At 65.0% G+C, this 21,155-nt stretch carries 19 protein-coding genes and 1 pseudogene; 12 read left to right on the forward strand and 8 right to left on the reverse strand.

Annotated elements, in window-relative coordinates:
* Positions 1-21: 21 nt before the first annotated feature.
* Positions 22-3,069 carry an aminotransferase class III-fold pyridoxal phosphate-dependent enzyme gene (locus tag POS17_RS11700; protein WP_060838693.1) on the reverse strand — a complete coding sequence of 1,016 codons (3,048 nt, stop codon included), beginning with the start codon at positions 3,067-3,069 and terminating at the stop codon, positions 22-24.
* 139 nt (positions 3,070-3,208) lie between these two features.
* Here POS17_RS11700 and POS17_RS11705 point away from each other — a divergent pair, with 139 nt between their 5' ends.
* The 6 genes and pseudogenes from POS17_RS11705 to POS17_RS30910 all read left to right on the forward strand — a co-directional run bounded on the left by POS17_RS11705 (position 3,209) and on the right by POS17_RS30910 (position 9,138).
* Positions 3,209-3,649, forward strand: a complete 441-nt coding sequence (locus POS17_RS11705; RefSeq protein WP_060838694.1) for an Lrp/AsnC family transcriptional regulator — start codon at positions 3,209-3,211, stop codon at positions 3,647-3,649.
* A gap of 194 nt (positions 3,650-3,843) precedes the next feature.
* Positions 3,844-4,350 (forward strand): sigma-70 family RNA polymerase sigma factor, encoded by a 507-nt coding sequence (locus POS17_RS11710; RefSeq protein WP_060838695.1) that lies wholly within the window; start codon positions 3,844-3,846, stop codon positions 4,348-4,350.
* A complete protein-coding gene (locus POS17_RS11715; protein WP_060838696.1) occupies positions 4,347-5,312 on the forward strand; it encodes a FecR domain-containing protein in 966 nt (321 codons plus the stop codon). The genes POS17_RS11710 and POS17_RS11715 overlap by 4 nt, the downstream gene beginning before the upstream one ends.
* Positions 5,313-5,409: 97 nt before the next feature.
* Positions 5,410-8,244 carry a TonB-dependent receptor gene (locus POS17_RS11720; RefSeq protein WP_060838697.1) on the forward strand — a complete coding sequence of 945 codons (2,835 nt, stop codon included), beginning with the start codon at positions 5,410-5,412 and terminating at the stop codon, positions 8,242-8,244.
* A 103-nt stretch (positions 8,245-8,347) separates the two neighbouring features.
* Entirely contained in the window at positions 8,348-8,812 is a 465-nt protein-coding gene (locus POS17_RS11725; RefSeq protein WP_060838698.1) for a DUF3429 domain-containing protein, read from the forward strand.
* Between the two features lie 165 nt (positions 8,813-8,977).
* Positions 8,978-9,138, forward strand: a pseudogene (locus POS17_RS30910) (DUF2986 domain-containing protein).
* A 106-nt stretch (positions 9,139-9,244) separates the two neighbouring features.
* Here the strand turns inward: POS17_RS30910 and POS17_RS11730 are convergent.
* The 3 genes from POS17_RS11730 to POS17_RS11745 all read right to left on the reverse strand — a co-directional run bounded on the left by POS17_RS11730 (position 9,245) and on the right by POS17_RS11745 (position 11,143).
* Positions 9,245-9,721 (reverse strand): GNAT family N-acetyltransferase, encoded by a 477-nt coding sequence (locus tag POS17_RS11730; RefSeq protein ID WP_173655890.1) that lies wholly within the window; start codon positions 9,719-9,721, stop codon positions 9,245-9,247.
* 221 nt (positions 9,722-9,942) lie between these two features.
* Positions 9,943-10,155, reverse strand: coding sequence for a hypothetical protein (locus POS17_RS11735; RefSeq protein WP_060838699.1), 213 nt, complete (start codon positions 10,153-10,155; stop codon positions 9,943-9,945).
* A 379-nt stretch (positions 10,156-10,534) separates the two neighbouring features.
* The gene (locus POS17_RS11745; protein WP_060838700.1) at positions 10,535-11,143 is read right to left on the reverse strand and encodes a TetR/AcrR family transcriptional regulator; all 609 of its coding nucleotides are present in this window, start codon (positions 11,141-11,143) and stop codon (positions 10,535-10,537) included.
* A gap of 105 nt (positions 11,144-11,248) precedes the next feature.
* Between POS17_RS11745 and POS17_RS11750 the strand changes: the two genes are divergently transcribed.
* Positions 11,249-12,763 (forward strand): 2OG-Fe(II) oxygenase, encoded by a 1,515-nt coding sequence (locus POS17_RS11750; protein WP_060838701.1) that lies wholly within the window; start codon positions 11,249-11,251, stop codon positions 12,761-12,763.
* A 222-nt stretch (positions 12,764-12,985) separates the two neighbouring features.
* A complete protein-coding gene (locus POS17_RS11755; protein WP_060838702.1) occupies positions 12,986-13,678 on the forward strand; it encodes a tRNA (adenine(22)-N(1))-methyltransferase in 693 nt (230 codons plus the stop codon).
* A 61-nt stretch (positions 13,679-13,739) separates the two neighbouring features.
* On the opposite strand, the gene arsH is transcribed toward POS17_RS11755, so the two are convergent.
* Genes arsH through POS17_RS11770 form a run of 3 tightly spaced genes read right to left on the reverse strand, consistent with a single transcriptional unit; the run spans position 13,740 to position 15,319 of the window.
* On the reverse strand, positions 13,740-14,432 hold the full coding sequence (arsH, locus tag POS17_RS11760) for an arsenical resistance protein ArsH (protein WP_060838703.1): 693 nt from the start codon (positions 14,430-14,432) through the stop codon (positions 13,740-13,742).
* Between the two features lie 12 nt (positions 14,433-14,444).
* Complete coding sequence (locus tag POS17_RS11765; RefSeq protein WP_060838704.1) at positions 14,445-14,915, reverse strand: arsenate reductase ArsC; 471 nt, start codon at positions 14,913-14,915, stop codon at positions 14,445-14,447.
* A gap of 59 nt (positions 14,916-14,974) precedes the next feature.
* Entirely contained in the window at positions 14,975-15,319 is a 345-nt protein-coding gene (locus tag POS17_RS11770; RefSeq protein WP_060838705.1) for a metalloregulator ArsR/SmtB family transcription factor, read from the reverse strand.
* 223 nt (positions 15,320-15,542) lie between these two features.
* Here POS17_RS11770 and POS17_RS11775 point away from each other — a divergent pair, with 223 nt between their 5' ends.
* Positions 15,543-16,412 carry a hypothetical protein gene (locus POS17_RS11775; RefSeq protein ID WP_060838706.1) on the forward strand — a complete coding sequence of 290 codons (870 nt, stop codon included), beginning with the start codon at positions 15,543-15,545 and terminating at the stop codon, positions 16,410-16,412.
* A gap of 159 nt (positions 16,413-16,571) precedes the next feature.
* Here the strand turns inward: POS17_RS11775 and POS17_RS11780 are convergent, their stop codons facing one another.
* On the reverse strand, positions 16,572-17,084 hold the full coding sequence (locus POS17_RS11780) for a ClbS/DfsB family four-helix bundle protein (RefSeq protein ID WP_060838707.1): 513 nt from the start codon (positions 17,082-17,084) through the stop codon (positions 16,572-16,574).
* Positions 17,085-17,223: 139 nt separating this feature from the next.
* Between POS17_RS11780 and POS17_RS11785 the strand changes: the two genes are divergently transcribed.
* The 3 genes from POS17_RS11785 to POS17_RS11795 all read left to right on the forward strand — a co-directional run bounded on the left by POS17_RS11785 (position 17,224) and on the right by POS17_RS11795 (position 21,145).
* A complete protein-coding gene (locus tag POS17_RS11785; RefSeq protein WP_060838708.1) occupies positions 17,224-17,511 on the forward strand; it encodes a barstar family protein in 288 nt (95 codons plus the stop codon).
* Between the two features lie 95 nt (positions 17,512-17,606).
* Positions 17,607-20,171: a valine--tRNA ligase gene (valS, locus tag POS17_RS11790; protein WP_173655891.1), complete on the forward strand. Its 2,565-nt coding sequence runs from the start codon at positions 17,607-17,609 to the stop codon at positions 20,169-20,171.
* Positions 20,172-20,293: 122 nt separating this feature from the next.
* Complete coding sequence (locus tag POS17_RS11795) at positions 20,294-21,145, forward strand: EcsC family protein (RefSeq protein ID WP_060838709.1); 852 nt, start codon at positions 20,294-20,296, stop codon at positions 21,143-21,145.
* Positions 21,146-21,155 lie beyond the last annotated feature (10 nt).

Raw genomic sequence — 21,155 nt, forward strand, 5'->3', positions numbered from 1 at the left:
TCGTGCGCCGATCCCGGCACTCTACTGCAGGGCTGCCTTGAAGCTTTCGTCCAGCACCTCCAGCAGCAAGTCGGCGTTCTTGTGGCTGAAAATCATCGACGGGCGCATTTTCAACACGTTGTCATGGGGGCCTTCGGTGCCGATCAGGACGCCACGCTCCCGGGCGCCATCGGCAACCTTTTTCGCCAGTTGCGTGGCCGGAGCCTTGCTCTGGCGATCGGTGACCAGCTCGATCCCGAGAAACAGCCCCAACCCGCGTACATCGCCAATGACCGCGTAGCGTTGCTGCAGTGTGCGAAAGCCGTCGAGCAGGTAGTTGCCCACCGTCAGTGCGTTGAGTTTCAGGTTGTCGCGCTCAATCACATCGAGAACGCTGAGCCCCACGGCACATGAAACCGGGCTGCCGGCGAAGGTATTGAAGTACTCCATGCCGTTGTTGAAGCTGTCGGCTATTTCGCGGCTGGTTACCACCGCCGACATCGGGTGGCCGTTGCCAATGGGCTTGCCCATGGACACCGCATCAGGCACCACGCCCTGGGTTTCAAAGGCCCACCAGTGGCTGCCCACCCGGCCAAAGCCGACCTGGACCTCATCGGCCAGGCACAGCCCGCCCTCGGCGCGAACCATGGCATAGACCTCCTGCAAGTAGTTTTCCGGGAAAAACAGCTGCCCGGCGACACTGGGAATCGACTCCGCCAAAAAGAACGCCGGGGCCCGGCCCTGCTGGCGCATGCTGTCGATCTGCTCGGCGACACTCTGCGCAAAACGCTTGCCCAACTCCTCGAATGGCCAGTCATCCGCTGCGCGATAAACGTCCGGCACGGCCGCCTCGAATACGTGCTCTGCACGGCCCTTACCGGCCTTGCGCTTGTACTTGTAGGGGCTCAGGTCAATCAGCTCCTGGGTGGTGCCGTGGTAGGCCCAATCCAGCACGATGGCGTCGTTGCGCCCGGTGTGATTGCGCGCCATGCGCAGCATCAGGCTGTTGGCTTCACTGCCGGAACAGCCGAAGGAGGCGACGGCCAGGCCCTTGGGCAATGTTGCGGTGAGCCGCTCGGCGTATTCCACGATGTTGTCGTGCAGGTAGCGGGTGTTGGTGTTCAGGCGTGAAGCCTGGTGGGCAAGGGCCTGCACCACATCGGGATGGCAGTGGCCGAGATGGCAGACGTTGTTGAAGCAGTCCAGATAGGCCCGGCCGAAGTTGTCGATCAACCAGACCCCATCGCCGCGCACGAACTTGATCGGGTCCGAGTAGGAAATCGACAAGTTGGGCAGCAGCAGTTGTTTACGCTTGGCCACGATCTGCGCTTTGCTCCTGCCTTCCTGGCTATAGGTTTCCGGAGGAATTCCGGCCAGGGTCGAAGCATCCGGGAACAGGTCGGCCCACACCTCAAGATAGGCGCACTCACCGACGCCGATGAACTCGCTGGCCTTCAACTGGGTGTCGGTGGACATCTGGAAATGCACATGGGGCAGCCAGCCGCCATTTTCCGTGTCCGCGCCCATGTAGCCCACCAGCGCGCCAGCGGCCAGGTGGTCGCCGGGCTTGAGGCGGGTCAGCGCTTCGTGGGCCATGTGCCCCCACAGGGTCAGGAAGGGCGGGCAGCCTTCAGGCGAGTGCTTGAGCATGATCAAACCGCCATAGCCCAGTGGTTCAGGCTCGACCTCGACGCTCTGCACCACACCGGCAAGCGGCGTGTACAGCGGCGTTCCGGCCGGCATGATCAAGTCGACACCCAGGTGGATGATCCGGCGCTGTCCTTCAATGAAGCGCGATTCAAAGGCGCTGTCGGTGTAGATGGTCCTGGCTTCGCCCCAGGGGCCGATGCCCAGCGGCACTTGATGCTCGGCGGAAAAATCGTTCCACCATTTCGTCGCTTCTGCCGGTCGCTGCGCGGCGGAAGCGATGGTCATTTCGTGGGCGGCATCGGCGAACGGCACAATGGCCTTGTTCAGGGTCGCCGCCGAGGGATGCACGATCTCTGCAAAGGACTGGCGGTTTTCATCCACCCAGCGGCGAATCGCCCCGGCACCTTCTATGGCGTCATAACCGCAGGCTTTGCGCAGGATTGCCGTGGCCAGGCGCGGATTCATGCGATCCATCTTTTCCAGCAGGCGCCAGGCCGGGGCTTCGCTGATGGCCAGGTAGGGGTTGTCCTGGGTCTGTTCGTGGCGCGAGGCCGACAAGGTGACGCTGATCACCAGGCGCATGGCAATCAGATTGAACAGCACATCCAGCTCTTGCGGCTGCAACGGGTAGCGCTCGTGGAAAGCGCCGGTGAGGGCGGCCGCCGCGCCGATGGGGTCTGGCGTGTCGAGAATGGCGTAGGCGCAGGTGATGGCGACTTCGGCAATCAGCACCGTGTGCACGGCATCGCCAAAATCGATGATGCCCGAGACCTGCTGGTGGTTCTGTGGGTCGACGAGGATGTTCCAGTCATTGCCGTCGTTGTGAATGACCTGGGCGCGCAGCCGCGCCAGCGTCGGTGCCACCTGTTGTTCGAACGTCTCAATGAAGCGCTGCGCAATCCCTCGTCTGCCGGGGTCCTTGATGAAGTGCAGGCGGGCTCGCGAACGCCCGGCGTGCCGCAGGTCCCAGTCCAGGTCGCGCACCGCGCCGGGATGCATGAAGCCCTGCAGGGCAAGGTCCATGTCGGCGAACGACTGGCCCAGGTGGCGCATCAGTTCGAAGGTGCGCGGAACTTCGGCCAGCGGTGTGCCGGGCAACCAGCTCACCAGGCGCACCGCGTGGGTTGCGCCGCAGGGCGCCACGGCCGAGGCGAGGCAATCACCGGCAAGGGTCTTTTTCAGCTGTGGTACGGCCAGCTCGGGGCAGGTGCTGGCCAGGTGGCTGAGGAGGGCGGCCTGCAGCTCGCTTTCAATGCGCGGCTCGCTGGCGTTGACGACCTTCAGGATCCATCCCGCATCGCTGGCGGTCTTCAACCGGTAGTTGCAGTCTCGCTCGCCATCCAGAGGCGAGGCGCTCGCGCTGACATTGAAAAGCTGTTCGGCCAGGTGTTCGGCATCGCGGGGCGAAAACTGCGGGGTGGGGTGGGAAAGGTCAGTCATGGTAGTGGTTTTCCAAGTTATTTTTTTCAGTTAGCTTGGCATGCGAAATCTTCAAGGGCAGTAGGTATGCGGTCGGCTTTGACCTGCATATTGTCGGAATCGACCGGCACAAAATCGGCAGTCAATGTGAGGAGTTTCAATGCGCGACCTGGACGTGAAAGATCGGGAAATACTCGACATTCTTTCTAAAGAGGCGCGGATCGCCCTGAAGGCTCTGGCCGCGAGAATCGGGCTGTCCAGGAGTGCCACCAGCGAACGCGTCAGCAACCTTGAACGCAATGGCGTGATCAGAGGCTACCGGGCGGACATTGGCGAAATCGACGCCAACGTGATTCGCGCCATGTTCCTGGTGTGCCTGAAACGCACACCGGCCATCAGCCTGCTCGACCTTTTGGCCCAGCATTCGCAGGTGCGCCGCATTTCTTCGGTCAGTGGCCAGCTGGACCTGGTGATCGAGATCGAATCACGCACCATCGATGATCTGAACCGTGTCCGGGATGCCGTGGCCAGTCACGAATCGGTGGAGGACATCACCACCGCCGTGGTGCTTCGCCGCGACATCGACCGCCAGACTTCCTGACTCGTCGTGCCCAGCCGAAAGAGCTGACGGGCCACCCGGCCAACGCGCTCAAGCGCCGGCCTGGCGCCCGACTCCGCGTGCCTTGACCCTGGCGCAGAGCCTGTGGCGTTGCCGCCGTTGTGAGTTTGCCGCGCTGTACAAGGGGTGTCGGCGGATCATAAAATGAGAAGCATTATCATTAGTGCGAATCTCTCATGCCCAACCACAGCCTTTCCTCGCCCGTCGCCCAGCTGTATGCGAACCACCACGGCTGGCTGCGCGGCTGGTTGCATCGGCGCCTGGGGCATAGCGCCGATGCCGAGGATTTGGCGCACGACACCTTCATCCGCGTGCTGCGCTCCCAGGAAGATGTGCGTGAGCTGCGCCAGCCCATGGCGTTTCTGGCCACCATCGCCAATGGTCTGTTGATCAACCGCTGGCGTCGTCAGGCCATCGAGCGGGCTTACCTGGAGGCGCTGGCGGCACGGCCGGCGGGGGAGGAGCCTTCGCCGGAGGAGCGGCATCTGATGATCGAGACCCTGTTGCAGCTGGATTCGCTGCTGGTGGGGCTGTCGTCGCGGGTGCGGCAGATCTTCTTTCTGTCCCAGCTCGATGGCTTGACCTATCCGCAGATCGCCGCGCAGTTGGGCCTGACCGTGGCCCAGGTGCAGCGGGCCATGGGCAAGGCGTTCAGCGTCTGCTACGCGAGCCTGTTTGAATGAGTGGCGTCGCGGTCGATCCCCGGGTGCGGGACAGCGCCATTGATTGGCTGGTGCGGATGCAGTCCGGGCTGATGAGCGCCGCGGACCATCAGGCCTTGCAGCAGTGGCGCGAGGCCAGTGCCGAGCATGAGCACGCCTGGCAGCGGGTCAGCCGCCTGCCGCTGATGTTGCAGCCGGGGGCCGATCTGTTGGCCGATGCCACGGCGCGTCGGGCCTTGCAGGCGGCGGGTGCCTATCCGCAACGGCGGCGGCAGGTGCTCAAGTGCCTGTTGGCGCTGGGGCTGCTGGGTGGCCTCTCCTGGCAGGGGGCGGATTCCACCCTGGTGCGTTCGGCCCTGGCCCGTTATCGCACCGGCATCGGCGAGCGCCGGCGTTGGGCCCTGGCGGGCGGCGGTTCGCTGTGGCTGAACACCGCCAGTGCGGTGAATCTGGACTTGAGTGCAGGACAGCGCAGCGTGCAGTTGATCGAGGGCGAGCTGGCCCTGGATACCCCGCCGGCATCGGCGTCGCTGCAACTGCAAACGCCGGATGCCGTGTTGTACAGCCGCGGCGCCCATCTGCTGGTGCGCCATGATCGCCAGGGCACTCTGGTGACGGTGTTGCGCGGCCTGGTGCAGATCAGCGCCCGGCAGCAGCCGACGCCGCTGGCCTTGCCGGCCGGATGGCAAACCCGGGTCGATGGCCGGGGAGTCGGGCGGCCGAGTGCCATTGATGTGTTGCTGGCCCAGGCCTGGATGCGCGGCATCCTGCCCGCCGAGCGCATGCGCCTGGATCAGTTGCTGGCAGAGCTTTCGCGCTATCGCCCGGGCTTCTTGCGGTGCAGCGACGCCGTGGCGGCCTTGCGCGTGACCGGCAGTTTCCAGCTCGACGACACCGATGCCGCCCTGGCCCTGGTGGCCAATACCCTGCCGGTGCGCATCGAGCGCAGGACCCGTTATTGGGTGACGGTGGTGCCGGCCTGAAGATTTTTTTTCAGCGACGCGATAGTTTTTTCGATCTGGCTTGGCCTTCAGGTATTGCCCACCGGCACCGGTGGGTTTCGATCCCTAGGAGCCTTGCATGATTTTCCCCGCTCGTGTCTTGCGTACCCAAACCTTCGGCCTGCTGTTGCTCAGCCTGCAACCGCTCTACAGCGAGATGGCGCTGGCGGCCGGCGAACGTCACTACAGCATCGGCGCCGGTCCCCTGGACCAGGTGCTGTCGCGTTTTGGCGCCGAGGCGGGGATCAGCCTGGCCGGCAGTGCACTGCTTACGGCGGGCAAGACCAGCCAGGGCCTGCAAGGTGATTTCAATGCCGAAGCGGGCCTCAACCGCCTGCTGGCGGGCACCGGCCTGGGCTACGTGCGCCAGGCCGACGGCGGCTATGCCTTGCGCCTGCGCTCTGATGCGGTGTCGCTGCCGACGCAGAAGATCAAGGGCGAGAACCCTGACGAGGAGGAGGTGTACCGGGCGCCGCGTTCGTCGGTGTACATCTCCGCCGACGACCTGCAGCGCTTTGGCGTGGTGTCGGTGGGCGACGTGCTCAAGGGCCAGCCCGGGGTGCAGGTCGGCGACAGCCGCAATGGCGGCGGCCTGGATGTGAACATTCGCGGCATCCAGGGCCAGAGCCGGGTGGCGGTGACGGTGGACGGCTCGCAACAGGCCCTGGATGTCTATCGCGGTTATGCCGGCACCCAGCAACGCAGCTACATCGACCCGGACATGATCAGCGACATCGCCATCGACAAGGGCCCGAGCCTGACCTCCAGCGCCATCGGCGGCACGGTCAAGATGCGCACCCTTGGCGTCGACGACATCCTCAAGGACGGTCAGCAGGTCGGCCTGCGGCTCAAGGGCGACCTGTGGAACAACGGCGTGGCACCGGCCCGTCGCGACCCCCACTCCAGGACCGAGGACCTGTACACGGAACCGCACCAGAGCCGTGGCGGGCTGTTCGGCTCGGACGCGGAGTCCGGCAGTGCCGCGTTTGCCTACCGCCATGACGTGTTCGATGTGGTGGCGGCCTACGCCCAGCGCAACCAGGGCAACTATTTCGCCGGCAAGAAGGGCCAGGATCGCTACCGCACCTTTGACCGCTACGGCGATGAACAGACCAGTGTCGCCACCACCTACAACGCCGGGGAAGAGGTGCTGAACTCCTCGTCGAAGACCCAATCGTGGCTGCTCAAGACCACCCTGCGCCCAGCGGACGGCCACCGCTTCGACCTCGGCTACCGACGCTATGACGGGCGCATCGGCGAGATCATGCCCTCGGACATCTTCCGGTTCGGCACCGGCGGCATCTACCAGTACCCCCTGGGCCACACCCAGATCGACACCTACACCGCACGCTACAACTACCTGCCCGCGGACAACCCGCTGCTGGACCTGACTGCCGACCTGTGGCTGACCGATGCGCAGACCAGCCAACTGAGCGCCTGGTCGGCACCGGCGTCCCAGGCCTATCGCACGGACCGTTCCTGGGCCCGCCAGGCCAACCGCCGCACGGGCGGCGGGCTGGCCAATACTTCGCGCTTTAGCACCGACTACGGCGACTTGAAGCTGGACCTGGGCGGCTCGTTCCAGCTGGAAGAACTGCGTCCGCAGAAAGGCGTGGTCACCACCCAGGACGACATCAATGCCAACCGCAGCTTGCGCGAGGGCTCGCGGCAGGAGTTCAGCCTCAACGGCAAGCTGGAATACCAGCCGGTGGAGCGCCTGACGCTGTGGGGCGGCGGTCGTTACACCCACTATCGCAGCAAGGACCATGTGGCCAATGCCACGGCGCGCAGAGAGGAGCGCGAACACAGGTACGTGACCGTCTCCAGGCCCGGCGACTATGGCTACCTGATGTGGTTCCCGGACCAGAACGGGCGCTACACCGATGCCACCGACCCACGCTTGAACAACGGCATTGTCTTCAACAACACCAACTACCCGTTCGAGGGCACGCCCTATAACCAGTACGGTGCCACCGATACCGAGGTGGGGGATTCGCAAGTGGATCGGGTGGTCACCGGCTACAACTATTCCGGCAAGGACAGCAACAGCGGTGGCGCCTTTGCCCCGGCGTTCGGCATCAATCTCGAAGTGCTGCCAGACACCTTTGTCTATGCCTCCTACACCCAGGGCTTTCGCATGCCTTCGCTGTTCGAAACCGGCTACGGCGTGCAGCAGACCACGCCGGGCAAGGGCCTGAAGCCCGAGCGCTCAAGCAACTGGGAGATCGGCGCCAGCACCTTGCACAAGGGGCTGTTGGTGGATGACGATTCGGCGGCGATCAAGCTCGCTTACTTCAACAACAGCATCAAAAACTACATCACCCGCTACTACGACCCGAGCCCGGGCCTGTGGGGCCTGATGCGCTTTAGCAACACCGACAGCTACACCACCCGCGGCCTGGAACTGCAAACCCACTACGATGCCGGGCGGGTGTTTGCCGACCTGTCGTCTACCTACTACCTGAAGACCGAAACCTGCGACGCGGCCTTCGCCGCCACCCTGCGGGCCACCAGCAACCCCTACCGGAAAACCGCCGACACCCCGGACTGCACCCCGGGCAGCTTCATGGGGTCCTACACCAACACCCAGAACCCGCCGCGCTTTGCCGGCAACCTGACCACCGGCCTGCGCTTCTTCGACCAGAGCCTGACCCTCGGCACGCGGATTACCTACACCTCGGGGCCCACCGTCACCGCCGACAAGCCCTGGCAGACCGGCGCCACCACGCCGCAGCTGAACTACCGCGAAGTGGCGCTGGTCGATCTGTTCCTCAACTACAAGCTGCAGGAACACGCCAGCCTCAACGTATCGCTGCAAAACCTCACGGATCGCTACTACCTGGACCCGCTGGCGCAGAGCTTCATGCCGGCGCCGGGGCGCACGCTGCGGGTGGGGATGCAGGCGAAGTTCTGAGGGGCCGGCAGTGGCCTGCCGGTTGCGGTGAGTCAACGCGATGGCCATTCAGAGGGCGCTTTTGCGGCTACAGTTTTCAGTGCCCTGATTGAGAGGAATCCAGATGAACCTTTTGTCTTCTGTATCGCCACCCAAGCCTGTTGTCCTGCTGGGTTATGGCGGTTTGCTGCCGTTTCTCGGGCTGGCGTTGCTGGCCGTGGTTGCGCACGGACAGCGGCTGTTGTGGTGCCAGGCCCTGGTCAGTTACGGGGCGGTGATCCTGAGTTTTGTCGGAGCCCTGCATTGGGGCTTTGCCATGATCGCTCCCGGCATGAACGCGCAGCAGCGTCACACACGCTTTATTTGGAGCATCGTCCCTGCGCTGATGGGCTGGGTCGCCACCTTGCTGCCGCTGTCATGGGGCGGGCTGTTATTGATTGGCGGATTCTTGGCGCACGGGTGGCATGACCGGCAGCTCTCGCAGGTCATGCACCTACCGGCCTGGTACCTGCCGATGCGTTTGCGACTGACCATCGTGGCCAGCGCCTGCCTACTGCTGGGTGTGCTCGCGATGGCCATCGGGAGTTAAGCGTGACGTTCAGCTGCCGCCTCCCACCGAAGGGGCGGTGGTTGACGCAACGGGCATCGCTGAGCAAGGGCGCAAAGGATCATTCGCGGGATCGGCAAAGAGTTACCAGCCCCGGCGAGTGGCGGCTGAAATCATTCCTGTACTTAAAAAGCCGGGTAGCCCCACATGAATCGCCGTAAAAAAATCCAGCAGCTATTGAAGGCTCACGCCAAGAAGGCCAGCGCCAAACGGGCTCCGCAAAAAAGTCCAAGTACATCAGCAAGGCTGATCGGGCGAAGCTGGCCACCGGGTCCAATGACGACGCTGCGGTTGTCACTCAGAGCTGATCCGTCCGCTTGAGCCCGATGGACTTTTATCTGGCCGACTTGCGCGACGCTCTCTGTTCTCGGGCGGAGCACGCCCCTGGCCAGCAGAGGCGCCGCCGGGTCAGTTCTAGAGAGGGCAGAGCATGGTCTGCACCTTGATATGGGGATGGCTTGCCAGGGGTTCCCATTCATCGATGAAGGAAAATCCCTGCTTCAGATAGAAGTGAACGGCTCGGGTGTTTTCGGGGGCGACGTCCAGATACACGCACTCATGGCCCTGGTCTCGCCCACGGGATTTCACCGCCTCGACCAGCTTCGCGGCCACGCCGCTGCCCCGTGCCTCGGGGGCCACCCACATGCCGATCAAGTTGTAGCGGTTCGCACCACTGACTGCGGCGCCGATCATTCCCACCGGCTGCTGGTCGTTGAAGGCCAGCCAGAATTGGGTAGCGGTTGACGAGGCGCGGTCCTGCCACTGCTGGTCACTGTAGTGGGCAGCGGCCTGGTAACTCACGCCAAAGGCGGTGGGGGTGTCCTGAAGTGCCGCGAGACGAACCAGCTTCAACAGCATCCAGTCCCTGGTTTGCGTCAATCGAATGTCCATGATCTTCCTGCAAGCGGGTGAAGGCGCAACAACTCGTGCGTCCGCTGAATATCAAGACCGCCAAGCCTAACATTCACTCATTGCCGAGCAACCTGCGCTCTTCGAAAACAAGCAGGAACGCTGCGGATTATCCGCCCCTGGGCACCGCTGTTGCCCAGGGCGGCGTTGCGGCCTGTGGTGCAGCGCGTCGCCTGGGCCGACGCTCTGTTCGATGCCGCTCACTACTTTTGCTCCGGTTCGGCAAGGTCGCTCTTGTATTCGCCCCACTCCATGTACGCGTAGTACCGGGTCATGGCGTCGAAGTGGTTGTGGGCTTCAACTTCCCACACAAGCTTGGCGTCCGGGTGAAGCAGTTGGCGTGCGCTGTTTCCCTGCGGGCCGCCCGGGCAGAATGCCTGGCCGTCATCCGGCTCCATCCAGAGTTGGTAAATCATCTTTGGCTCCGATGTTTTTGGCTTGGGTGCGCCCGTTGGCCTTCTGCCCCCGGGGTTTCTGAGTGTGGCGGTTGCGCTATGGCCGCCTTGATTGGATCGCCCCGACCGAGCGCAGGTATTTCCGTGCCTGAGGACTGCTGATCTTTTCTGGCTCAAGGACATACAGCGAGCTCCAGAGCGGCGGTAAACCCAGCTCCTCCATGTAGGAAGTGAAACTGTTGAAAGGCTCGGTGCCAATGTCCTCGGCGGTGAGCCAGAGCGACTCGCACTCTTGGCAAACATGCAGGACCTCCTGCGTTGCCCGCACTTGAACCTTGGTCACGACACCTTGTTCACAATCTGGACACTGCATTCTTCCCCCTCCTTGCTGGCGTGGTCGTCATCGTTGCTCTTGCCCATCCATGTAGCGTTCCACCCAGTCGATCAGCGTCGGTGCGGCGAAGGCCGTCGGCAGCAGCGGCCGCGCCGTGGTGGACAGGGTGAACGCTCCCTGGATGAAGCAGGTGATGCCTGCCACCAGGGCATCGAGTTGGCGGACGCGGCGTCCGCGTTCGGCGTAGCACTGTCGCAGCAGGCCTTTGAGCAACTTCATCTGTGCCGCTAGCGCCGCCTGATAGACCTCGCGCACATCAGGATCGTGCACCGACTGCTCGCCGATCATCACCCAGGCGGCAACTGCGTCGGGCTGGGCGTCGGAGCCGTAGGCAAGGTGTGCTGCGATGTAGGCCTGGAGCCGTTGCCCGGCTGTTTCGGCTGCCGCGGCCCGGGTCTCGTAGCGCTGCTGGGCGTAGCCGGCCAGCGAGTCGACCAGGGCCACCAGGATTTCGCGCTTGTCCCTGAAGTGGTAGTGCACGAGGCCGGGGGTGAGTTCCGCGTGCCGGGCGATGGCGGCGATGGTGGCCCCGGCGTAGCCGGCCCTGGCCATGACGGCCTGGAGTGCCGCCACGATCTGGCCGCGTCTTTCATCGGTGTTCGAGCGGCGTGCCATGTGATCCTCCAATATTGGTCGTGCGACCAGCTTAGCATTGACATCGACGGCGTCGCACCCTAGCGTTGCAAATATTGGTCGCTGGACCAACTTTGGAGAATCACGATGAATTCCCTGGCTGAAATACTGGTGGCGAGCCCCGAGGCGTCCTCGGTTGTGGTCGAGCGACCTCTGGGTGAGGCCGTGCGGTGCGTCCTGGTGCACGGGTTTCTTTCGGCAAGCGAGTGCGATGCCCTGGTGGCCGCCACGGAGAAGCTCGGGTTCGCCAGCGCAGTGTCCGACTATCCGTCCTCCTACCGCGACAACGACCGCATCGTGGCGGACGATCCGGCCCTGGCCCGGCGGCTGTTCACGCGCCTGCGCCAGTGCTTGTCCCCGGCGACGGGACTTGGTGCGGTGATGGACGAAGAGGGCTGGCGCATGGTCGGCGTCAATGAACGGCTGCGCTTTTGCCGCTACCGGCCCGGCACCCAGTTCCGCGCTCACCAGGACGGTGTCCACCATCGCCAGTGCGCTCAGTCGCGCCTGACCTTCATGGTCTATCTCAACGACGATGCCTTCAGTGGCGGTGAGACGCTGTTCTTCCAGGGACGCTCCGCGGCCATGTCGGGCCGCGATGCCATGCTGCGCCTGCAACCCCGCAAGGGCAGCCTGATTCTGTTTGATCACGGGCTCTGGCACGCGGGGGCCCCAGTGGACTCGGGCCGGAAATACCTCATGCGCAGTGACCTGATGTACGAGCCGCAGCATCCTGAGTCGATCGACGGTCCCTTCCAGCCCGGTCACCAAGGATACGTCTGGGCGCTTGCCAGCCTTGGCGAACGGGGTTTTGCAAGCGCCGGGCGCGACGCCAGCATCCGCCTGTGGACCCGCGAGGGCGAGTACCAGGGCCGGCTCGACGGCCACAGCCAATCCATCCTCGGCTTGCTGGAGACGGCGCCTGGCGAACTGGTGTCGCATTCGCGGGACCGGACGATTCGGCGCTGGTCGTTGGCGACCGGAACCTCGACGCTGATCGGCACCTCGGCTTCGGCGGTGCTGTGCTGTGCGCGGCTGGCCTGTGGCCGTCTGGTCAGCGGCGCCGCCGACGGCCGCGTGACGCTGTGGAACCTGGCATCCGGCGCGGCAAACGAGCATCAGGCCCACGCCTCTTGGGTCTGGGCGATCGCGCCGTTGGGCAACGGCGCTTTCGCCACCGCCTCGGAAGACGGAACGGTCAAGCTGTGGCAAGCCGAACAGCGGGACTGCGTGCAAGTGATCGATCTGGGCCGTCCCCTGCGGACGCTGGCCAGCTGGATCGACGCCGACGGCCGCGTCACCTTGGCCGCGGGTGACCTTGACGGCGCGCTGCACCTGCTGGCGTCCGGCCAGACATTGACGCTCACGGAGCGCTTTGCCGCCCATGACGGGGCGGTGCGGCGCGTGCGCTTCGAGGCGCGGCAGGTGCTGCTGAGCTGTGGCGAGGATGGCTTGGTCAGGCGCTGGCAGCTGCCATCGCGGCAGGCGGTGGTCATCGGCTCGCACGACAACTTTGCCACCGATGTGCTGCCCAGCGGCCGCGGTCGCTGGATCAGCTGTGGTTATGACGGACGGATCATGCGGCACGGCGCCACGACCTAGCGTTCGGCCGGGCCGTCGCCCACGCCCTGGGCCACGCCTCGGCGCATTCGTGCCAGGGGATTGTGATCGGCGCGGCTTGCACCCTTGGGCCATTTGCGCAAGCGCAGTAGGGCCCGCCCGCCGGCCCTGGTCGCATAAATTTGAAATGCCTGGCATTGCCCGCCAGAATCGCCCCCCGATCCGGCCCGAGTGCCGGACCTTGGTGGTGAAAAGGGGCAGCAGTTGAAGCAACAGACATTGTCCATGCGCCTGGCGCGTGTGGCGGCGCATGTGCCGAACGGGGCGCGCCTGGCCGACATCGGCTCGGATCACGGTTACTTGCCATTGGCGTTGATCAGCCGCGGCACCATCGTCGCGGCGGTGGCCGGCGAGGTGGCGTTGACGCCATTCCGTTCGGCCCGGCGCGCGGTGCTCGAGAGTGGCAGGGAGCAGCAGATCAGCGTGCGCCTGGCCGATGGTCTGGCGGCGATCGAGGCCGCGGACGGGATCACCGCGATCAGCCTCTGCGGCATGGGCGGCGAAACCATCCGGGACATCCTGGATCGCGGCCAGGCGCGCTTGAGCGGCGCGGAGCGCCTGATCCTGCAACCCAACGGCGGCGAGCAGCCGCTGCGTCAATGGCTGATGGAGCATGGCTACCGGATCCTGGCCGAAGAAGTGTTGCGCGAGAACCGCTTCGACTACGAGATCATCGTCGCCGAACGCGCCACGCCGGTGCAGTACAGCGCCCGGGAACTGTACTTCGGCCCGTTGCAGATGCAGACCCGCAGCCCGGCATTCCTGGCCAAGTGGCAGCGTCTATTGCGCCTGAAACAGCGCACCCTGGAGAGCTTTACCCGAGCGCAGGCCGTACCGGATGCGAAGGTGCAGGACCTGGGCCGCCAGGTGCGCTGGATCAGCGAACTGCTGGCTTGACCCGATTCTTCACCTGGCCCGCGGCTTGCGAGACACGCGAGCTGGCGCGTGGACCGTGCCCTCAGAGCGAGCGCTGGTTGACCCGGGCCATCAGTTGCTCGGCACTTTCCTTGCGCTCGGAGTAGCGATCCACCAGGAAGGCCTGCTGGTTGCGTAGCAGGAGAGTGAATTTCACCAGCTCCTCCATCACGTCCACGACCCGGTCGTAGTAGGCCGAGGGTTTCATCCGGCCGTCCTCGTCGAACTCCATGTAGGCCTTCGCCACCGAGGATTGATTGGGGATGGTGAACATGCGCATCCAGCGGCCCAGTACCCGCAACTGGTTGACCACGTTGAACGACTGTGAGCCGCCGCACACCTGCATCACCGCCAGGGTCTTGCCCTGGGTCGGGCGCACGGCGCCGAGTTCCAGGGGGATCCAGTCGATCTGTGCCTTGAACACCGCCGACATCGCGCCATGGCGTTCCGGCGAGCACCAGACCTGGCCTTCGGACCATTGCACCAACTCCCGCAGTTCCTGGACCTTGGGGTGCTCCACCGAGGCGTCGTCGGGCAGTGGCAGTCCGGATGGATTGAAGAGCCGGGTCTCGGCACCCAGGTGCTGCAGCAGGCGCGCGGCTTCTTCGACCAGCAGGCGACTGAACGAGCGTGCGCGGGTCGAGCCATACAGCAGCAGGATGCGGGGCTTGTGCTCGGGCCTGGCGAGTTCGCCATCCAGCAGCGAGAGGTCAAGGTTGGGCAGTTGTTCTGACATGTGTCCTCCGACTCACAGAGTGCCGATGCGGTCCAGCTCGTGCTGCAGTTGCTCACGGCCGAGGCGGTTCAGGGGCAGGTCGAGGAAGGCTTTGCAGCGTCGCTCGATGTGCGCCAGGGTGGCGCGGAAGGCCGCCTCGACGGTGGCTTCGTCGGCGCTGATCGCGGACGGATCTTCCAGGTTCCAGTGGGCCTTGAGCGCCGGGCCGAAGAACACCGGGCAGGCTTCGCCCGCGGCCTTGTCGCAGACGGTGATCACGATGTCGGGCGGGTTGTCGGCGAAGGCGTCGTTGCCCTTGCTGTACAGGCCGTCGGTGGCGATACCGGCCTGCTCCAGGGCATGCAGGCTGCGGGGCAGTACCTGCCCCCTGGGAAAACTGCCGGAACTCAGGGCCTGGAAACCCTGGGGTGCCAGGTGGTTGAACAGGGCTTCGCAGAGGATGCTGCGGCAACTATTGGCTGTGCACATGAACAGGACTCGCATGGGGTATTCCTTGCGCTGTGGGCGGATGTCAAAGGCTCAAGACTCACGGGTTTGCGCTATCAGCAGCAGGCGGCGCGGACCGGGCGTCCCTCCATGTGCTGCAGGCGCAAGGCGTTGTCGCGCAGCCAGTCGCTGTTGGCCCGGAAGGTCACTTGCAGGATTTCCCCGACCCAGGCCGGCAACTGCGGGTTGAGGCGGTAATAGACCCATTGCCCCTGGCGCCGGTCGAGCAGCAGGCCGCTGCTGCGCAATTGGGCGAGATGACGGCTGATCTTTGGCTGGCTGTCGTCGAGGGCGCACATCAACTCGCAGACACACAGTTCACCCTGGTTGGCGATCAGCAGGGTAGCGCGGGCGCGGGTTTCGTCGGCAAGGCTCTTGAAGACCTCCGGGGGCGTGATCATGGAACGAAGCTCGTATATATGGAGGCGCAAATATACGGAAAATCATATGTGTTGTGCAAGCGTCGCGGGGACGGCTGTTGGGTTGCGGCCGGGATCAGGGGCTGACCGTTCAGGCGGTCGACACTTGTGGCTGGCGAAACCGGGTCTATATGATCGCCACGTTGTGCCATCCGCGGCCGGTCTGGCCGGCGGTATTTTCGGACTCTACAGGGACGTGCGATTGATGAAATGCAGATTCGGGAAAGGTCTGGGCGATAGCCTGGGCAAGACGTTGGCGGGTTGGGGCGTGGCCGGCTTGGCCCTTGCGTTGCCGTTGCTGGCCCAGGCCGGGCCGGCGCCGATTCCCCCCGGTGCGGTGCTGGCGGTGATGCAGAACGTCGAGGTGCCCGACCAGGATGAGGAAGTGGAACTCCAGGACGGCGTCACCGCGACCTTCTGGTACGGCCAGGAGCTGGACTTGGACGGCAAGCACTACTACGCCACCTTTGTCTGGCACACCCGGGACAGCGCGGCCCGCCAGGGCGAGGACTTTGCCGCGCCCGAGGTCCAGGTCCGGCTGGCGGATGCGACCTTCGAACTCACCCACCCGGGCCAGACGCCGGCCTATTCCATCCGCAGCATCGAACGCAAGATCGGTTTCTTCGGCGGCCGGGAAAAACCCGAGGAAGTGGACAGCAAGCGCCAGGCCGTGCAGCACCGCACCGCCGATGGCCGGCTGTTGCTGGCAGTGCCCACCGCCACGTTCGACGACGGCGTGGTGACCAAGGGCTACACGATGTTGCTGTTCAACCCGAACAAGAAGCCGGAAGACGATGGCTGGGTCTGGTCCTATCTGGGGCAGGTGCGCACCGGCGAGGACAACTCCGCCGCTTGTGACGAGGGCGCGGTAATGCCCTGTATCGGCAGCGACGGCGAGTTGAATTTTGTTGCCGGCCAGGGGCCGTTGCCGCAGGTGCAGGTCAAGGTCAGCGGCACCACCTTCCAGGGCCCGGGTAAAATCCGCTCGCTGGCCGCGGCCGATAACCTGACCTACGTCTACGACAGCAAGACCCAGCAGTACACCAGCCAGGAACTGGCGGCGCGGCAGCCATGAATTCGCCGGCGGCATGGGCCGCCGCCGGGCCTCGGCGCGGGACGTGCCCAGGCCTTTGCTCCGCCGGGGACGGCACCGGCGGCAGACGCCGATGCTGACGGTCGAGCCCGTGTTGCACAGGGGCGCGCGCAGTCAGCGCGCCCGGTGGCGCCGCTGCGGTCATGGGGCGCTGTGCTGCTTGAGCCAGCGGCGCAAGCGTCCGCGGGCGTTGGCGTAGGGCGCGGCGGTATTGAGCTGGATCATCCGGCCCAGGGTCCACTTTGCGTACCAGGGGCATTGATAGAGCGCGGCATTGTCACGCTGCCGGATCAGGCTGACGATTCGTTGCTTGGCCGCGTCGAGGCGTTGGCGCTTTTGCGGGTAGGCCATGGCGGCATAGTCGCGGTAGAACTTCTGCGCGAGCGGGCCCAGCTGGTTCCACTTGAAGCCGACAGCCGGAAAGGCCATGGGCAGGCCGGCCAGGTCCTTTTCCAGCCAGTCCAGTACCCGCTCGTTCCAGCCCAGCAGGTAGGCCACCAGCTCGGAGACGCTGATCTGCGTGCCCTTGACGTGGCCTTCCAGGCTGCGTTCGTCGACCCGCGCCGGGGGCACTTGATCCAGCACCCGGCTCAAGGCATTGAAGTGGCTGTCGATGGCCTTGAGCAGTTGTTCCTTGTCCTGGGGAATCGCCATGATCGTTGTTCCTGTGCGGCGAAAGCCCGGAGTGTGCCAGCGATTGGCCGCTGCTGCCTGCGCTGCATCAACGCCTGCCAGGATGGGCTCCGGCATCGGGTATGCTGGCGGCCGATGAACCTGAGCAGAGGCACGCAACATGACTCGCCCGCAGTTGCTGGAAATCGATGTACGCGACCTGGTCACGGCCCGTGAGCTGCACCTGGCCTTGCGCGATGCCTTGGGCTTGCCCCAGTGGTATGGCTGCAACTGGGATGCCTTCTGGGATGCCATTTCCGGGCTGGTGGAGATGCCGCTGCAGTTGCGCATCAGCGGCTGGCACAGCCTCTCCCGACGCTTGCCGGACGATGCGCGGCTGATGGAACAATGCCTGCGGCGCCTGCAGACCCAGTACCCGGCATGGGCTGCGCAACTGCAGTTCGATTGAGGCGCAATGCAAAAAGCCGCGCCCGGGCGATTTACTAATGCCGCGCAATCCTCTATAAATTTTCCCCTCGGCGCCGACCTTTGCGGCGCCACCGGGTGATAACAGGAGGATGCTATGTCACCGTTAAACGTGTAACCGCAACGCTTTGCCCCATCGCCACACCCTCGCTTGAACACCTCGAAACACGCTGGTCCCAGCGCTGGCTGGAAGAGGGCACCTACGCCTTCGATCGCAGTGCCACCCGGGACGCGGTCTACTCCATCGACACACCGCCACCCACGGCCTCGGGCTCGTTGCACGTCGGCCATGTGTTCAGCTACACCCACACCGATATCATCGCGCGCTTCCAACGCATGCGCGGCAAGGCCGTGTTCTATCCCATGGGCTGGGACGACAACGGTTTGCCCACCGAACGCCGGGTCGAGAACTACTACGGCGTGCGCTGCGAGCCCCTGGCGCCTTACCAGCCGCAGTTGCAGCCACCGGCCCGGGTCGCCGAGCGCCGCGCCGACTATGCGCCGGTCAGCCGGCGCAACTTTGTCGAGCTGTGCCACCAGTTGACCGCCGTCGACGAGCAGGCCTTTCGCCGCTTGTTCATACAACTGGGCCTGTCGGTGGACTGGGGCCTGACCTACGCCACCATCGATGAGCGTGCGCAACGGGTCAGCCAGCGCGCCTTGCTGCGCAACTACCGGCGCGGCGAGCTCTACAGCCAGCAGGCGCCCTGCCTGTGGGACCTGACCTTCCAGACCGCCGTGGCCCAGGCCGAGCTGGAGGAGCGGGAGGTGGCCGGGGCCTATCACGACCTGCGCTTTGAAGGCATCGAGGGACCGGACCTGAGCATTGCCACCACCCGTCCCGAATTGCTCGCGGCCTGTGTGGCGCTGGTGGCGCATCCGGACGATCCGCGTTACCAGGGGCGCTTCGGCCAGCACCTGCGCTCGCCGCTGTTCGAGGTCGAGGTGCCGTTGCTGGCCCACGCCCTGGCCGACCCGCAGAAGGGCAGCGGGCTGGCGATGGTCTGTACCTTTGGCGACCTGACCGATGTGCTCTGGTGGCGCGAACTGCAACTGCCGACCCGCTCGATCATCGGCGCGGACGGTCGGCTGCTGGCCCAGGTTCCCGACTGGCTGGCCACTCCGGCCGCGCGCCAGGCCTATCAAGCGCTGGCCGGGCGCAGCCTGCCCCAGGCGCGCAAGACGTTGCTGGCGTTGTTGCGCGAATGCGGCGCCTTGCTGGGCGAGCCACGGCCGATCCGTCACGGGGTGAAGTTTTTCGAGAAGGGCGACCAGCCCCTGGAGATCGTCGCCACGCGCCAGTGGTACCTGCGCAACGGTGGGCGCAGCGCTGAACTGCGCCAGCAGTTGCTCGGTCGCGGCCAGGCCCTGGAGTGGCATCCGCCGTTCATGCGCAGCCGCTACGAGCATTGGGTCGGCGGCCTCAATGGCGACTGGCTGATCAGCCGCCAGCGGGTGTTCGGCGTGCCGCTTCCGTTCTGGTATCCCCTGGATGCCCAGGGCGAAGCGGACTACGACAGGCCGATCCTGGCAGATGAAGCCTCGCTGCCGGTGGACCCGACCCTGGACACGCCAGCGGGCTACCGCCCCGAGCAACGCGGCCAGCCCCATGGCTTTATCGGCGAGCGGGACATCATGGACACCTGGGCCACCAGCTCCCTGACCCCGCAGATCGCCGCCGGCTGGGAGGAGGACCACGACCTGTTTGCCCGGGTCTACCCCATGGACCTGCGCCCCCAGGGCCACGACATCATCCGCACCTGGCTGTTCTCGACCCTGGTGCGCAGCCACTTCGAGGCGGCCGCGGTGCCCTGGAAGCATGTGGCGCTGTCGGGCTGGATCCTCGATCCGGACCGCAAGAAGATGTCCAAGTCCCGTGGCAATGTGGTCACGCCCCAGGGCTTGCTGGAGCAATACGGCAGCGATGCCGTGCGCTATTGGGCGGCCCTCGGGCGCCCGGGCAGCGACACCGCCTTCGAAGAGCAGCAGATGAAGATCGGCCGGCGCCTGGCGCTGAAGTTGTTCAACCTGTCGAAGCTGGTATTCGGCGTGCCGGGCGACCCGCAGGGACCGGTCGAGCAGCGGCTGGACCAGGCCATGCTGCAACGCCTGGGAGCGGTCACCGCCGCCGCCGAGGCGGCGCTGGAGGGCTACGACTACAGCAGCGCGCTGATTGGCATCGAGGGCTTCTTCTGGTGGTTCTGCGATGACTATGTCGAGCTGGTCAAACGCCGCGCCTATCGCCCCGAGGGCCACTCGGCGCGCAACGCCCTGGCGGCGGCCTTGAGTGTCCTGCAACGTTTGTTCGCGCCGTTTCTGCCCTTTGTCTGTGAGGAGGTCTGGCGTTGCTGGCAGCCGGGTTCGGTGCACCGGGCCCCGTGGCCCGAGGCGCAGGTGGCCGAGGACTATGTCGAGCCGTTGCTGGAGGCGGTCAGTGCCGCGCTGGCGGCCATTCGCAAGGCCAAGTCCGATGCCCGGCAGTCGATGAAGGCCGCAGTGGCGCGCGTTGAGCTGGTGCAGCACGCGCCGCTGCTGGAGTCCCTGCAATGGGCCCGTCAGGACCTGATCGAGGCGGGGCAGGTGGCCAGCCTGGTGTTCATCGAAGGCGCGCAGCCTCAGGTGCGGGTCTGGTTGCAGGATTGATCGGCTCCACCTCGGCGCCCCCATGAAGCGTCAGCTGCGTGGGGGCGCCTCGGCAGGATGAATCTTGTCGTGATCTGAGCGGCAAGCGGTTTATGCTTCCCGGGCGCAGTAGGTCGCAGCCCATGGAGAAGCCGGTGAGCATCAAAGACAGTCCCGAGGATTATCAGGACCTGAAGCGGGCGGTCAGCCTGCTGGAATCCCCTTCATTGACCGCGCGCCTGTCCGGCCTGCTCGGCTCGCCGATTGAAAGCGCGGTCAAGGCCTTGCCCAATTGGGTGTCCGCAAAGATCAACGGCGCGGTGGTGGCTGCGCTGCATACCTCGGCCGATGCCGCGCTGTGGAGCCTGGAGAACACCCCGAAAAAACAGGCCTCGACGCTCTTGCACAAAGTCTATGCCGCCACTTCCGGCGCGGTGGGCGGCGCTTTCGGGTTTGTCGCGCTGTTCGTCGAGCTGCCCATTTCCACCACCATCATGATGCGCTCGGTGGCCGATGTGGCCCGCAGCGAAGGCTTCGACCTGGAGGACTTCGCCACCAAGCAGGCGTGCATCGAAGTGTTCGCCATGGGCGGCAACAGCCAGGCCGACGACGCCACCGAGACCGGCTATTACATCACCCGCAGCTTCACCACCCAGGCCATGCAGCAATTGTCCAAGGAGCTGGCGGCCATTGCCGCCCGGCAAGGCGCCGGGGCGGCCGGCAGGCTGTCTCCGGGGCAGGTGGGCAAGTGGCTGGCGCTGTTGATCGAGAAGGTCGCCAGCCGTTACGGCGTGACCATTTCCAGCAAGTTCGCGGCCCAGGCAGTGCCGGTGATCGGCGCCTTTACCGGCGCCACCATCAATGCGCTGTTCACCGACTTCTATCAGGACATGGCCCGCGGGCACTTCATCGTCAAGCGCCTGGAGCACAAGTACGGCTTTGAGCCGATCAAGGGCGAGTATGCGCTCATCCTGGGCAAGCGCTTGGCAGGCTAGGGCGGGTGTC

Source organism: Pseudomonas sp. Os17 (genome assembly GCF_001547895.1).
Classification (GTDB): domain Bacteria; phylum Pseudomonadota; class Gammaproteobacteria; order Pseudomonadales; family Pseudomonadaceae; genus Aquipseudomonas.